This window comes from Listeria goaensis (assembly GCF_900186125.1).
GTDB lineage: Bacteria > Bacillota > Bacilli > Lactobacillales > Listeriaceae > Listeria > Listeria goaensis.
This window is the reverse complement of record NZ_FYBQ01000012.1, coordinates 75,107-91,032: the sequence shown is the minus strand read 5'-3', so window position 1 is coordinate 91,032 and position 15,926 is coordinate 75,107. Positions and strand designations below refer to the sequence as shown.

The 15,926-nt window shown below is 38.1% G+C and carries 9 protein-coding genes and 2 CRISPR repeat arrays; all 9 genes read right to left on the bottom strand.

Going from position 1 to position 15,926, the window contains the following annotated elements; all coding sequences use genetic code 11:
- Nucleotides 1–1,090 (bottom strand): Lmo1799 family Asp-Ala repeat surface protein (locus tag CFT42_RS14855; protein ID WP_425268598.1); only part of this gene is annotated, 1,090 nt, incomplete at its 3' end.
- Between the two features lie 555 nt (nucleotides 1,091–1,645).
- Nucleotides 1,646–2,407: direct repeats of the CRISPR family, unit length 36 nt; unit sequence GTTTTACAGTAGCTAAAATTCTGAGAGTACTAAAAC.
- A gap of 54 nt (nucleotides 2,408–2,461) precedes the next feature.
- Nucleotides 2,462–3,523 carry a CRISPR-associated protein Csn2-St gene (gene csn2-St, locus CFT42_RS12615; protein WP_088816274.1) on the bottom strand — a complete coding sequence of 354 codons (1,062 nt, stop codon included), beginning with the start codon at nucleotides 3,521–3,523 and terminating at the stop codon, nucleotides 2,462–2,464.
- The gene (gene cas2 / locus CFT42_RS12610) at nucleotides 3,520–3,843 is read right to left on the bottom strand and encodes a CRISPR-associated endonuclease Cas2 (RefSeq protein WP_088816273.1); all 324 of its coding nucleotides are present in this window, start codon (nucleotides 3,841–3,843) and stop codon (nucleotides 3,520–3,522) included. The genes csn2-St and cas2 overlap by 4 nt, the downstream gene beginning before the upstream one ends.
- Complete coding sequence (gene cas1, locus CFT42_RS12605; protein WP_088816272.1) at nucleotides 3,840–4,751, bottom strand: type II CRISPR-associated endonuclease Cas1; 912 nt, start codon at nucleotides 4,749–4,751, stop codon at nucleotides 3,840–3,842. The genes cas2 and cas1 overlap by 4 nt, the downstream gene beginning before the upstream one ends.
- 166 nt (nucleotides 4,752–4,917) lie before the next feature.
- A complete protein-coding gene (gene cas9, locus CFT42_RS12600) occupies nucleotides 4,918–8,199 on the bottom strand; it encodes a type II CRISPR RNA-guided endonuclease Cas9 (RefSeq protein WP_088816271.1) in 3,282 nt (1,093 codons plus the stop codon).
- A 125-nt stretch (nucleotides 8,200–8,324) separates the two neighbouring features.
- Nucleotides 8,325–9,286: a CRISPR direct-repeat array (repeat unit 36 nt; unit sequence GTTTTAGTACTCTCAGAATTTTAGCTACTGTAAAAC).
- A gap of 261 nt (nucleotides 9,287–9,547) precedes the next feature.
- Entirely contained in the window at nucleotides 9,548–10,906 is a 1,359-nt protein-coding gene (gene ffh, locus CFT42_RS12595; RefSeq protein ID WP_088809526.1) for a signal recognition particle protein, read from the bottom strand.
- An 11-nt stretch (nucleotides 10,907–10,917) separates the two neighbouring features.
- A complete protein-coding gene (locus CFT42_RS12590) occupies nucleotides 10,918–11,250 on the bottom strand; it encodes a putative DNA-binding protein (RefSeq protein ID WP_088809525.1) in 333 nt (110 codons plus the stop codon).
- A gap of 99 nt (nucleotides 11,251–11,349) precedes the next feature.
- Nucleotides 11,350–12,336 (bottom strand): signal recognition particle-docking protein FtsY, encoded by a 987-nt coding sequence (gene ftsY, locus CFT42_RS12585; protein WP_208611162.1) that lies wholly within the window; start codon nucleotides 12,334–12,336, stop codon nucleotides 11,350–11,352.
- 14 nt (nucleotides 12,337–12,350) lie between these two features.
- Nucleotides 12,351–15,911: a chromosome segregation protein SMC gene (smc, locus tag CFT42_RS12580; RefSeq protein ID WP_088816270.1), complete on the bottom strand. Its 3,561-nt coding sequence runs from the start codon at nucleotides 15,909–15,911 to the stop codon at nucleotides 12,351–12,353.
- Nucleotides 15,912–15,926: the final 15 nt, after the last annotated feature.

Below are 15,926 nucleotides of genomic sequence, written 5' to 3'. Positions count from 1 at the left end.
AAGGAGGTGCTGAGGGGTCGCGCGGGGTGGGAGAGTGGTAAACGGCATCGGCATCAGCGTCGGCATCAGCATCGGCATCAGCGTCAGCATCAGCATCAGCATCGGCATCAGCATCGGCATCAGCATCGGCATCAGCATCGGCATCAGCATCGGCATCAGCATCGGCATCAGCATCGGCATCAGCATCGGCATCAGCATCGGCATCAGCGTCGGCATCGGCATCGGCATCAGCATCAGCATCGGCATCAGCATCGGCATCAGCATCAGCGTCAGCATCAGCATCAGCGTCGGCATCAGCGTCAGCATCAGCATCGGCATCAGCGTCGGCATCAGCGTCGGCATCAGCGTCGGCATCGGCATCAGCGTCGGCATCAGCATCGGCGTCAGCATCAGCATCAGCATCGGCGTCACCTACATCCGTAACCAATGTTCCACTCGCTGCTCCAGTTGTGAATAAGTCTACATCTAAAAAGTTATCCCCACTAATCGCTGCGAATTCTAATGTACCATCAGGTGAAGCTGGGAGTGCCATTATTCCTAAAGCTGCTAAATCAATTGTTAAAACAAATGTATTAGTTGCTGCTACACCAACAGAAGCCAATCCATGATCAATTTGCGCCCCTATTGCGTTGTGCGTAGTATCAAGTAATAAATCATTTCCCGTTACCGTTCCAGTATGTGGCGGAATTCCAATTGGTCCCACTTGAAGAAGTGGAATACTATAAGATAATGTTGTATTTGCTCGAATAGCTGGGTTAGTCAATAAACTACTTAATTCATCAGGGAGTTGAAAATACGTATAATAAGTATCTACTAGGCCTATCGATGCTAGTTGTGTCCCTGATAAAGTGAGTGTCAATTTACCATTTGCATAAACTGGATTTAGTTCTGCGTTCCCCAATAAATCAACAGTCGCTGCATCGGCTTTTATCCCCCCTAATTGAATGGTAGAATTTAGCCCATCCAAATTAAGCGAAACTGGAGAAACCATCATTGTTGTGGTTGTAACCAGTGCCGCTATTAACTTTGCTTTTCTCGCTCGCTCATCATTCAATCTTTTCTTATAGTTGACTTTATTTCTTCCCATCATTTTTCCCCCTATCGCCGTATCCCTTCGGCGAGTATTGAAAATCCATGAAAGGGCCCCCTATGTTTATCACAACTGTTCATAAAAATTTGCGTATGCTTCCCTTAACATCTACAAAGACCGAACAATTTCTTTGCCTAAAAACACGATATTAATTTTTCAGAATTATGCACCCCTCCTTCGCCTGACTACCAGATTCTCTAGTTGATTATCTATAATATAATGAGTAATGTGGAAAAAATAAAGTAAAAAGTAGCTTTCTGATAAAAATAGTTCTTTTGGTTCTTATTGAATAAAAAGTTGGATAAAATCAGGATTTTAAATACATTCGATAGTCTTTAGTCCCTTTAGCTCATAGTAACTTGGATACAACTAAAAAGAAGTAGATTGCACACCTACTTCAAATCAGTTAATTTTTTTCAAAAAAACAAGTTTCTTCATTCGTGAAATAATTCACATATTAAGTTTCATAGCAAGCGAACAAAAAATGTATCAGCTTTAGAGCTAAAATTCTGAGAGTACTAAAACACTCCAGTGACGTAGTACGAAAATCCTAATGTTTTACAGTAGCTAAAATTCTGAGAGTACTAAAACATTTAAGTTATGCAAATTTAAGAGGTGCGCGTTTTACAGTAGCTAAAATTCTGAGAGTACTAAAACATTTAAGTTATGCAAATTTAAGAGGTGCGCGTTTTACAGTAGCTAAAATTCTGAGAGTACTAAAACTGACCAAACAAGACGCAAAGACAGCAGCCTGTTTTACAGTAGCTAAAATTCTGAGAGTACTAAAACCCGTACCCAGAGGTGTACCCAGCGCCGTACGTTTTACAGTAGCTAAAATTCTGAGAGTACTAAAACTAGATAACAAATCTGTTCTTATGATGTCGAGTTTTACAGTAGCTAAAATTCTGAGAGTACTAAAACCGATTCCGTTGCCGAGCTTTCCCCTGAATCGTTTTACAGTAGCTAAAATTCTGAGAGTACTAAAACTACTTTTAAAGCGAATATATACTCCATCACGTTTTACAGTAGCTAAAATTCTGAGAGTACTAAAACTAAATTTTACGGGTGGGAAACAACTTTAGAGTTTTACAGTAGCTAAAATTCTGAGAGTACTAAAACGAGCTGGCCGGTTTGCCCGAAAGAGGTTGCGTTTTACAGTAGCTAAAATTCTGAGAGTACTAAAACGCTACCTTATATGTTCCCGTCTGTTCATGAGTTTTACAGTAGCTAAAATTCTGAGAGTACTAAAACGCATTAATTTAATTACATCGATAGTTCCAAGTTTTACAGTAGCTAAAATTCTGAGAGTACTAAAACCTCAAATTAAGGTTTTAAAAACTACTGATATTTTCTATCTTATCATAAAACTTATTAGCTTTCATACAAAAAATTATACTCTAGTTGACTATGAAGCATTGCCGGAGCTGGAGTAAACTCAAAGTATTGGAATAATTCGTTGATTAATTTAATTAAAACTAACTCTTTAACATTCATTCGAATACTTTGTTTTTTGCTCGTAAATAAATATGGCGCAACAATTTTTAAACATGATAAAAATTCATGATAAGTTGGCATAATTTTATCCGGATAATGAGAACAGACACGTTCATATAAAGTAACGCTATCAAATAATGAGTGTGCTTCTTCACCCATAACTAATATACTATCAATGTATTCTTCGCTAACATAAACGTATCCGATTTGACTTGGAAATACCATGCAGTAAAAATTAGAATATTTTAGTGTAAGTTGTTTTATGAGATCCATGACTTCCTCGAATTCATTATAACGTAACGTATCATCAATATTTTTAATCATTAGCAATATGGTTTCACTAGAAGTTTCAAGATTTATTTCTAACAAATCCAATAAAATCATGTATTTTGTGTACCCATCAATATATTCAGTTGCATATGCTCCATCTTGATACATTGGTGTGAATGATACATTTTTCTGGAGCAGTGATTTTGAATTAAATTCCTCCACAACAACCTTCCATTTATACTTCTGTTCTTCGTTCAATTTTTGTAATTCTTCATTGGCATTTAATTGCTTCTCAATTTGAGACATTTCTTGATTAATCTTTTCTATATACTTTGATATTTCCAGCTTTGCCATCATCTGATTTAACACATCAAAAGTTGGTGTTCCTTTATTTGCATTTAGCAACCCATGAATATCAGTGATAGACTCAATTATGATTGTCCGAAACTTATTTCTAGACAGGTCATTACCATCTTCCCAAATTTGAGGTTCAGAGTAATTTAAAATGCTTAATTCTGATTCTGTATATTTATGCTTGCTTAAATACCATGACATGTTTTGCCAAAGCTGTTGCTTTAATTCCGTGTTATCACCAATAACTTGTGTGAGTTGAGAAAACTCCATTTCTACCCGTTTTAACTTAGGATTTGAAAAAGTAAACTTACTCATAAAATCACCATCCGATTAGCGCCTATTTTTTCTTCCTGCTGAGCTTTCTCACCTACTATTAAAATCATATCTTCAAATTGTTTCTCAGTCACTGTTAATAATCGAATATGCCCTTCATTAGGCGACTTGGCGGCAATTCTTTTATAATATTTTTTAGCAAAAACCCGATTTGGACATGTTCTCACATACACAGAATACTGGAGCATTTCAAAACCATTATTAATTAATGTTTTTCGGAAATAACGATACATTCTTTTTTGTTTTACGGTTTCAGTTGGTAAATCAAAAAAACAAATAACTCTCATTACGTCATACCTCACTTTTTAGAAGCCCCCTCGAAGCTTTTTATATCAATCACATTAATTTTGCTTAAATCACCTGTTTCCATGTAGTTAATAAAATCTTGAATGTATTTCTCCATAATAACAAGCAGTGTATAGTGACCATTTTTATATTTTGTGCGCATGTTTAAAAGGTTTATTAATGCTGCTCGATTTTCAAATGTTAAGAATTTTTCTTTGCGCATGTTCTCGTATACCCAAACATCCACAAATGGTCGGAAAGGCTCGATTAAGTCATCAACCAGATTAAACTGATTATACTCACTTCGATGAAAAATCCCTAACATCGGTTGTAGACCATACGCAACTACGAGCCTAGCGATTTGAGCTCTAAAAATACTATAACCATAATTCAGCCCTGCATTAATTGGTAGTTCATCATCCTGCCTTGTAAAATCCTTTCCGAATAGGGCATTAAAATAAATTTTAGCAGCATGTCCTTCCCGATTTGATTTATCATAATGCTCGATTTCAGATATATATTTCTTTAGTTTTTGTATAGGTTCTTCATCCGTTTTTACTAGAGAAAGCACTTGAGATTGTCCGTAGATTTTTTGTTTAATAATATGTCGCCAGCATTCACCTTTCATTTTTTCATCCCAAGAAATTTGGGCTTGAATCATCTTACTAGCACGTGAATGTCCGTTGTAGCTATGATAAATTCCTGTAGGGGTGTACGTATGGTCGCAAACTATAAGACTAATATTATAACTTGCCAAAGCAGATAATAATCTTGTTGTTATATTTGTCTGTAGACCTTCAAGAACAATAATTGAAATATCACTAAGAGGTATTACGTATTCATATTCTTCTTTTAAAATAACTACGCTATCTAGTTTTAACTTTATATGCTCACTATCTTTTACCAACACAGTACGCCAAGTCATAAATATTTCCTCCTTCTAGCTGTTTAAAACAAAAAAACTCCCCCATAAAATGGGAGAGCGATTTCGGCATAAAGCCTTATTTCAGTAGGTTCTCAGAATTTTAGCTACTGTAGCAAGCGTCCTTGCATTTTCATTTTATCTCCCTATCGCTAAAAAGTCAAGAACTTTATTTAATTTTCACGATATTACTCAATGTTATTCGCGGATCTTTTTCTTTTTCAACTTTAAATAAATTACCAAGCACATCCGTTTGATATTTGTTAAAAACTCTTGTTTTTTTGGTAATAGTTGGCATTGTTTGCTTTGGATATTCGGCCTTCTCTATGGGTTTTACCTCTATACGATTCTTACCACTTTCACTTTTCGACCAAAAACGATAACGTTGTAAGCTACTAGTATCTTCACCAAATTCAATAATATCTTCACGATATAAGCTGAAACAGAACTTCATTTCATCGTGAATTTGCGCATTCTCCAAGAGTTCTTGGTAAGCCTTTCCATCAATCAAATATCCTTGCTTTGAAAATGAAAACAAGCTATATTTAACACCGATTAAATAAAATTGATTTTTCACTTCATCATAATAAACATCTGCACGATAAGGAGTAATTGATTGCAACACAACTTTTTTATTTTTCGGCAACGCTGCTTTATTTTTATCAGTTATATCTATTTTCTGTCCCAAAGCATTATCAATAAATTTCAAGCTTGTCACTGGTGCCCCCTCCCCCTTTTTAGAATATTTCCGAATCAATCCATGTTCTTTTTTATAGGCTAAAAACGGGTTGTCAGCATCAGGATATGTGTTCATAATTTCTTCAAGAATAGCAAATGTTTGTGGATCATGTTGATACATTAAAAATTTTTCCTTATTTTTAATGTAACGTTTCTTAAATTGGTCAACATATGTTTTCGTATCATAAATGTTTTTAATTTTGCCAACAACATATTCGGCACCTTCCCATTCACGAGTCGAATAAATTGTCGCATCACTAATTTTACGATTTGCTTTCTTACTTACTTTGTAAGAGTATTTAACGCGTTCTTCAATGCCTTGCAAACTTGTTTTAAAGTTCAAAAACGGCTCTTTATTCATCATTTTATTGTATTCATCTATTGTTAGCTTTTCAAATGGTAAAATTTCACCTGTTTCTTTATCGTAAAGTTTCCCTTCGTCTGAGACTCCTGTAGATGCTTTATTCCAAAGACGTAAATTAGCAGTTGCTGCAACAATTAGCGCATCAACAGCATGATGTGAATGGCTTTCATTTCGATTTTTAGAAATCCCCCATTTTTTTCTAAGTTGGGAGGTAAACTTACCTCGTACGACCTTAACTTTAGTATTCATATCTCGATTACTAAAATATTGTTGGAAACTATTTAAGACTACCCTTGAAGCATAACGTGTATCCACAAGATTACGAGCAATAAAACCTCTCCTAACATCCCATTTATTAATATCTTCTTCAAATAATAGGAGTTCTTTCTTTTTATTCGAGATTTTCTTATTTTGAAATAGTTTTTCAACAGATTGTTTATACTGCTCATAAGTCCAATTTCCTGACTTACTTTTATAATAATAAAATGGTGTTTGCTGACCTTTTCTTTGATTTTCCCCTGAAAAGCAAAGTACTTTATTATTCAAACTATCGTCTAAAGAAATCGACTGAGGAATAATATGGTCAACCTCAAACATGTTATGTTCACGGACTAAATCTACAATCGATATCCTTTTACCACTATATAAACAGAATTGATCTTGCTGATACCATAACCGCAGCTTTGTTGCTAGTTCTTTGTGATTCCGAAAAGCTTCATCTGGAAAAGCATATTCTTCCCTTGCTCGTATTAAAGCTGCTTTCTTCTCTTTTTCATTTTCTCTTTGGAACTTTTCAATCATCTTTTTTTCTTCTTCACTTGTCTGATATTCTCTAGGCATTTCGATAATAACACTATCCAATTCACCATGTTTTTTTAAAATCGCATTCGTGACTTTAATTGTTTGCCTAATACTTCTAGCCGCAATTGGATTATAAATCTCTTTAAGAATTGCATCACTATTAATATATTTTTCTTGTTTCAAAGAATGTATTTTCACTTTGCTTAACTGCATTGTGTGGATAATTTGCATTTGATTTTTACTTGTTTCATATAATTCTGGAATCATTGCTTTCATAGCCTTTAAAGATAGTGAATGCCAACCTGAAAAAGCACCTTTTTTATTTAATTGCAAACAAACTTCTAAGTATTCTGCTTTAATATTAGGTAGCTTCTCATTGCATTGCTTTTTAATTTCAAGTGTTTCTGAATTGAGTGTCATAATCTTCATGAGTTCATCATAATCATCCTCAGAAAGCCGCATATCCACTTCCGCATCAATTAATGCATTATGTACTTTACGATAATTTTCAAAAGTATGCATTTTAGGTTTCCTATTCTTATCAATTCCATAACCTTGTATGTCCTCTATTTCGCAGTCGCAAATTGATGCAATATACTTTAATAAATCTTTTGTACCCATCTTTTTGCTATTCTTTACCTTATTGATGATGTCATGTTTGTGATCTTTTGATAATTTACCCGATTCTAAACCAGAAATCTTCAAATTATTTAAATCATTTAATAGATTAAATTCTTGTGCTACGTACGACGAACGTGCAGCTCGAGTTTCCTCAGGGAAAACACTGCATTTCCCAATAAGTATTTCAAATAAATTATCCCACGTTTCTCCATTCGTTCGATAAACACCATAATCAGTTCTGCTATTTTCATTTCCAGGACCAATGAAATATTCTCGTTTAGAAGTCATAATTTCTATAAATTTATTGATGAAATCATCCGTTATTTGTTTATGAAAAGCTTGTTGCGTAGATAAAATCTTTCTAGCCTCATCGATATAACTTTTTGTCGGGAAAATGTTAACAAGAAAACTACTATTATCTGTATGATCTTCAATTTCTATAATCCCTCGAACTTGACCATATTTCTCAAAACGTTCCAACTGTATTTCGCAAGGTAATTTTCCACTTTCTAATTCTTTCATATTTTCCTTTAAATGCTCAGATTTGATTGCACCTTCTTCAATTACATCATCTAAATAAGAAATCCCTCGGCGTTTAGCTAAGTGCATTAGTGCAGTATAAATTTCTGATACTTCTAGTTCTTCATGTAGCCCCTTCACTCTTAACTCGTAAGGGTTTTCATTCACTTTATTACAAGTACTTATACCATTTTCCATAAGTAAATGTTTAATTCTTTCTCTTCGATGCTTTTTACGTCTAGTTAAGCGTCTAGATTGACGGTTAATTCTCCTATCTTCATTAGCTGAAGCGTCCCGACTACTAAATAATCTTACCCCAGTATCTATTACTTCCCCATTTGTAGCGTCTATAATTCCCCATCCTACTGAAGCAACACCAATATCTAGGCCTAAAACCAATTTTCTCATATGATGATCTCCTCTCACCTTGTGTACTAATCAAATTATACAATTTAGCGAATAGAAAATCCAATATATTCTGTGTTATAATAAAAATAAAGTAGTTTATAGAACCTTAAATTGACGAATTTGAGGTTTTAGTACTCTCAGAATTTTAGCTACTGTAAAACCCTTAGCTTCTTTACCTGATGAGGAAACGTGTTTTAGTACTCTCAGAATTTTAGCTACTGTAAAACCAGATTCATTTGCTAATATTTTCCATGCAGGTTTTAGTACTCTCAGAATTTTAGCTACTGTAAAACTTAGATGTGACTGTTGGCGGTGGTGCCGTAGTTTTAGTACTCTCAGAATTTTAGCTACTGTAAAACCCCAAGGCTTTTGAGTTAGAGCGTAAGAACCGTTTTAGTACTCTCAGAATTTTAGCTACTGTAAAACAACCAAGTTTATTCGAAACCGAGGCACCTGGTTTTAGTACTCTCAGAATTTTAGCTACTGTAAAACATCAAGGTCTCGCCTCAAAATTCGGCGGTAGTTTTAGTACTCTCAGAATTTTAGCTACTGTAAAACCAGCTTCGTTTTGTTTAATTCTTTCATTTTGTTTTAGTACTCTCAGAATTTTAGCTACTGTAAAACGAGAGAATTTAGACAGTATACCACAGTAGCGTTTTAGTACTCTCAGAATTTTAGCTACTGTAAAACAAAAAGCAGTTGGCTATTCGCTCACAGGTAGTTTTAGTACTCTCAGAATTTTAGCTACTGTAAAACCTATGGGCTGGATAGATATAGAAGTGTGGGAGTTTTAGTACTCTCAGAATTTTAGCTACTGTAAAACTTCTTCCGCTATCATCAGATGTGATTTTATGTTTTAGTACTCTCAGAATTTTAGCTACTGTAAAACAAATTCCTCATCACAATATAATGAGTACGAGTTTTAGTACTCTCAGAATTTTAGCTACTGTAAAACTCTTTTATTTGGTCTTTTACCCATTAAATAGTTTTAGTACTCTCAGAATTTTAGCTACTGTAAAACAATAACCTCGACTTCGACCTCGGTGACGTTGTTTTAGTACTCTCAGAATTTTAGCTACTGTAAAACTTTTGCCCATGTCTGCATCAGCGCCTAGTTGTTTTAGTACTCTCAAATCAACAAACTTACTAAATAATGGTACATTCCCAAATATCGAATTGGCGATCCTGCTTTACAAGCAAAGAATCTGGAACATAAATAAAAAATAAGCATAAACCCAGTAAAACCCATTTTAAAAGATGGTATTATTACTGGATTTATGCTTTTTTATTTTTCCTTTTATAGAGGGAAAAATCTGATTATGTCCCAAGCTCTTTTGCTTTAAGATTTTTAAAACGGCATTTTAAAATTACCAAATGGATTTTTTCCTTTTTTACCTTTTCCGCCCATGCCGCCGGACATTTGTTTCATCATTTTTTTCATTTCATTGAACTGTTTGAGGAGGCGGTTTATTTCCTGAATTGGACGGCCACTTCCTCTTGCAATTCGTTTTCTGCGACTTGCGTTAATGATATCTGGATTGTCTTTTTCCATTTTTGTCATGGATTTAATGATGGCTTCGATATGACCAAGTTGCTTATCATCCACTTGCATGTTATCTAGGCCTTTCATTTTGTTAGCGCCGGGTAGCATCTTCAGGAGTTCATCAAGCGGGCCCATTTGCTTCACTTGTCCTAGTTGTTCAAGGAAATCATCAAGCGTCATGGAGTTTTCTTTCATTTTCCGCTCCATTTCACGCATTTTTTCCTGATCCACGTCAACTTGAGCTTTTTCAATAAGAGAAAGAACGTCACCCATTCCTAAAATTCGTGAAGCCATTCGGTCCGGATGGAAGGTTTCTAGGGCTTCCATTTTTTCACCCATACCGACAAATTTGATTGGCTTGCCGGTTACGGCGCGAATCGAAAGCGCGGCACCACCGCGGGTATCGCCGTCTAGTTTGGTTAGGACAACGCCGGTTACGCCGAGTTGCTCGTTGAAGCTTTCAGCGACATTGACCGCATCTTGCCCCGTCATGGAATCCACAACGAGTAAAATTTCTGCAGGATTGGCTACTTCTTTGACGTCTTTTAGTTCGCCCATCAATTCGGCGTCGATATGAAGGCGGCCGGCTGTATCGATAATTACGTAGTCTAAATGTTCTTCTTTCGCTTTTTCAATAGCTTGTTTCGCAATTTCGACAGGGCTCACTTGGTCCCCTAGGGAGAAAACGGGGATGTTCAGTTGCTTGCCTAGTGTTTCAAGCTGTTTAATTGCCGCTGGACGATAGATGTCTGCTGCAACTAAAAGCGGTTTGCGATTTTGTTTTTTGCGGAGTAAATTTGCCAGTTTCCCTGTTGTCGTCGTTTTACCGGCACCTTGAAGACCGACCATCATCACAACTGTTGGCGACTTCTCAGCCACAGCGATTTTACTTTCCTCACCGCCCATTAAATTAGTTAATTCTTCTTGGACAATTTTAATGACTTGTTGGCCTGGTGTGAGGCTTTTCATTACGTCTTGACCAACTGAGCGTTCACTTACTGTTTTAATAAAGTTTTTGACCACTTTAAAGTTAACGTCTGCCTCAAGTAAGGCTAAACGGACTTCGCGCATCATTTCTTTTACATCTTGTTCGGAAACTTTTCCTTTTCCGCGGATTTTATTCATCGTTTCTTGGAGTCTGCCTGCTAATCCTTCAAAAGCCATCTTTTTTCCTCCTAATCGATTTCTTTCAATTCTGTTAACATTCGTTCGATATTTTTATCAAAAAAAGGTTCTTTTTCGAGTTGTTCGGAAAGTTTTTTAAGAAGTGCCTCACGGCGAATGTATTTTTCCAACATGCCTAGTTTTTTTTCGTAGTTTTCGAGTCCTTCTTCAGTTCGCTTGATATTGTCGTAAACGGCTTGACGACTTACTTCAAACTCTTCAGCGATTTCACCGAGAGAAAAATCATCTAAATAATAAAGTGAAATATACGCTTTTTGTTTTTCGGTGAGTAAACCTTGGTAGAAATCAAATAGTAAATTCATTCGAGTCGTTTTATCGAACAAGCGAAACACCTCTTTCTCCCTTTTAAGATTACGTGTTTAGTCAAAGAATGTCAACTAAACAGACGAAAAATGCGACCTCAGAATTAGGCCGCATTTCGTTTATTTTTCTGCATCGATAACATCGGCGAAAAGTCCGTAAACATATTCGTTTGCATCAAAAGTCTTGAGGTCGTGAATGCCTTCGCCGAGTCCGACAAATTTAACGGGAATCTCCAGTTCATTTCGAATGGCAATGACGATACCACCTTTCGCGGTGCCGTCAAGTTTCGTGAGCACGATTCCAGATACGTCGGTTGCTTCCTTAAATTGCTTGGCTTGCACGAATGCATTTTGTCCGGTTGTAGCATCTAAGACGAGCAATACTTCATGCGGCGCGTTTGGAATTTCACGCGTGATGACACGCTTTACTTTTTCGAGCTCATTCATTAGGTTGACCTTATTCTGAAGTCGGCCTGCCGTGTCGCAAAGTAAAATATCGGCATTTTTCGCCTTAGCAGATTGTACCGCATCAAAAATCACTGCCGCTGGATCCCCGCCTTCAGCGTGTTTAATTATATCCACGCCTGCGCGTTCGCTCCAAACTTCAAGTTGGTCAATCGCGCCAGCACGAAAAGTATCACCCGCAGCAAGCACGACTTTTTTGCCTTCTTCTTTGTATTTATGCGCCAGCTTGCCAATTGTAGTTGTTTTCCCTACACCGTTCACCCCGACAAATAAAATAACCGTTAAGCCGTCACTTTGCACATTGACACGTGCATCAAACTCTTCCTCGCCTTCGTAAATCGCAACAAGCTTCTCAACGATGACCTCTTGCACTTCTTTTGGATCGCTAATATTGCGCAGTTTTACCTCATGTTTCAGTTGATCAACAAGCTCCATCACCGTTTCAAAACCAACGTCAGCACCAATTAAAACTTCTTCAATGTCTTCGAAAAAGTCATCGTCCACTTTACGGTAGCGCGCCATGATTTCATTTAATCTTCCTGAAAAACTTTTACGCGTTTTGCTTAAACCTTCTTTATATTTCTCGGTCGTTTCCTCGTTTTGACCGCTCATTTTTTCTTTTAATTTTTTGAAAAAAGTCATCGCATTGTTCTCCTTTATTTGATTAATTCTGCGGTTTCCTCTAGACGAACAGAAACTAGTTTCGAGACACCCGATTCTTGCATCGTCACGCCGTAAAGGACGTCAGCTTCTTCCATCGTTCCTTTGCGGTGTGTGATAACAATAAATTGTGTGTCTGCTTCAAAATTTTTCAGATAGCGACTAAAGCGCGTCACGTTCGCCTCATCTAGTGCCGCCTCCACCTCGTCCAGAATACAAAACGGTACTGGACGAACGCGAATAATCGCGAATAATAAGGCAATCGCCGTTAGCGCACGTTCTCCCCCAGAGCGGAGCGATAAATTTTGTAACTTCTTGCCAGGAGGTTGCGCCACGATATCAATCCCCGTTGTTAGCAAATCTTCCGGGTTAAGAAGCACAAGTTCCGCGCGACCGCCGCCGAAAAGTTCAGGAAATGTAATGGCAAATTCATGTTTAATCGCCTCAAAACTTTCACCAAAACGTTTTTTCACTTCCTCGTCCATTTCGTCCATCACTTGGAACAGTGTTTCTTTCGCGTTTAATAAGTCTTCTTGCTGGCCTGTCAAGAATGTGTGACGCTCATTAATGCGGTCAAATTCTTCAATCGCGCCAATATTCACCACACCAAGTTCATCAATCGAGCGTTTCAAAAGCCGCACTTTGCTTCTAAGCGTTTCTATATCAAATGCTTCGATGCGCTTTTCTCTGGCCGCTTCTGGCGTCAACATGTAAGCCTCTTGCAAGCGCTCCGTGCGATTTCTGACGTCCACTTCCGCTTTCCCAATTTGAATTTCAGCTTTATTTTTTTGCTCTAAATAAAAACTCGCCTGATTATTCTTCTCCGCGATACGCACCTCCAAATCAGCAATTTCCGCCTGAAGTTCCGCTTTTTCGCTGCTCAGCGTTTCAATTTGCTTGGCTACCGCTTCTTTTTGCGACCTCGTACGTTCGATTTGCTCACTAGCTTCCGTTTCGCTCGATAAGACGTTTGTTAAATTATCTTTTAGTGTCAGCAATTTATTTTCGAGTTCTTCTTTTTGCAAATAATTTTCATGAAGCGTTTCCTCGACACGACTCACGTCCGTTTTGGCCTGCTCAAACTCCGATTTCTGCACCGCAATTTTCGCTTTCAAATTGGAGAGCGTTTCCTCATCGGATTTCAGTTTGCTTTCGGCAACTTTACTTGCCTCTATCATCGTGGCGATTTCGGCGTCCATTTCGGTAATTTTTGTTTCAATAGTAGCATTTTTCTGTTCTAATTCGGCTTTTTTCGCCTTTAAGCGCGTTTCTTCATCTGCCGATTCTTGCGTTTCTAAATCGTACAAGGAAAGTTGCTGATTCAGGCGTTCTAGCGCTTCTTGTTCGCGCGTTCGCTTGCCTAAAAGTTCTTGTTCGCGAAGTCGTAAGTTTTCTCCAACTAAACGCGTTTCTTCTAGCTCGTCTTGTTTTTTGTGCAAACTTTCCTTTAAATTTTTAACAACCGTTTCTTTTTCGCGTGTTTCGGTTTCGAGCTCGGCAATGGTTTTCATGAGCGTTTCAAGCTCACTCTTGCGCGTGATAATCGATGATTTCCCTTGTTTCGTCGCCCCACCGGTCATTGAACCACCAGCGTTTACGACGTCACCATCAAGCGTGACGACGCGGTAGCGATAATTAACGAGCTTTGCAAGTTGCCCAGCGCCTTTTAAATCCTTCGCGAGAATTGTCGTTCCGAGTGCATTTAAAATGACCGGTTCAATTTTCGTGTCATAACTCACCACATCGCTCGCTAACGCAACGAAAGATGGTTGATTTTTAATCATATTTCGCGTCGCATCAGGTAAATGGCGCGGCTGAATCGTGGATAGCGGCAAAAAGGTGGCGCGCCCAGCGTGCGTTTTCTTTAAAAAGCCAATTCCAGCACGCGCCGCCGCATCATCTTCCGTCACAATATTTTGCGCACTCGCGGAAAGCGCGATTTCAAGCGCCTTTTGGTATTTTTCTGGGATTTCAACAAGCTCAATTAATGCGCCAATAATTCCCGGAAGTTCATGTTTCGCTTTTAAAACTTCACGCACGCCTTGATAAAAGCCAGCATAATCGTCTGCGAGCTCCTCTAGCGTTTCCTTACGGGACTTCATTTGTTGCACTTTTTCATAATGGCGGTACAGATCACGTTCGCTCGTTTCAAAACGAGCATTTTGTTTCGAAAGGGTCGCTTTCACTTCCTGATAAATTTCGAGTTGCTCATTTAACGCCTCTTTCAGCTCATCAAGCGCTTTGGTCGTTTCTTCTTCTGCCGCATTTAAATCCGTGCGCCCCGTCAAATGCTTCTTATTTTCATTTTCGAGCTTTTCTAACCGTATCGCCATTTGCGCAAATTCGCGGTCGATGTAGCCTAAATCGTTACGAATCGTTGTCTGTTCATATTTTAATTCAAATAAATCACTCTTGCGGCTTTCAATCGCCTCTTCCGAAACATCCGCGTATTGCGCCATTTTTTTCGTGATTGCGGCCTCTTCTTCCGTCATAACGCGAAAAGCCGTTTCCTTCGCAAGCAGCGCGTCAAGCAGCACTTGTTTCTCTAACTCAAGCGTCTCGATTTTACTCTGAATAAGCTCGAGCGTTTCCGCGTGAGCCAGCTCATTTTCATTCCCGTGCTTTTTACGCTCTAAAAATAAATTCCGCTCGCCCTCAAGCTGCTCCAACCGCTCCGTGCTCGTTAACAGCTCCGCCCGACTCACTTCGAGCGTTTCCTCCATTTTGCGCAAAGCATCTTTTCGTTCAAAAGCGCTTGTTTCTAGTTCGCTTGTTTCTTCTCGAAGTGCAATAAGCGCCGTCTGATTTTCCTGAAAATTTGTGCGCCACGAACTAAGCGTTTCCGTAATCGTCTCAATTTCCGAACTTAAAAGCGTGACTTCAAACTTTTCGAGTTCCTCCACTTGATACAAATAATCCTTGGCAATGGAAGCTTGCATTTCAAGTGGTTCCAGCTGCCCATCTAATTCGTATAAAATATCTTGCACGCGATTTAAATTTTCTTCCGTTTCAAACAATTTATTTTCCGCTTGTTTTTTGCGGTTTTTATATTTCAAAACACCAGCTGCCTCTTCAAAAATTGAACGACGCTCTTCCGGCTTACTATTTAAAATTTCATCGATTTTCCCTTGCGAAATAATCGACATCGATTCGCGCCCAAGCCCAGAATCCATAAATAAGTCGACAATATCTTTTAAACGACAACTTTGTTTGTTAATCAAAAATTCGCTATCGCCGTTTCGGTAAATCCGCCGCGTCACATAAACTTCGCTATACTCAAGCGGCAAAAAATGATCGTTGTTGTCTAAAACGAGGGAAACTTCCGCAAAATTGATTGGCTTACGGGTATCGCTACCCGCAAAAATAACATCGCCCATTCGACCGCCGCGAAGACTCTTCGCAGATTGCTCACCAAGAACCCAGCGAATCGCTTCCGTAATATTACTTTTTCCACTTCCGTTTGGCCCGACAACCGCCGTCATACCCGGTACAAAATCAATCGCCACTTTGTCCGCAAATGATTTAAAGCCATTCATTTCAAGTCGTTTTAAAAGCACGCAAGAATCCCCCTT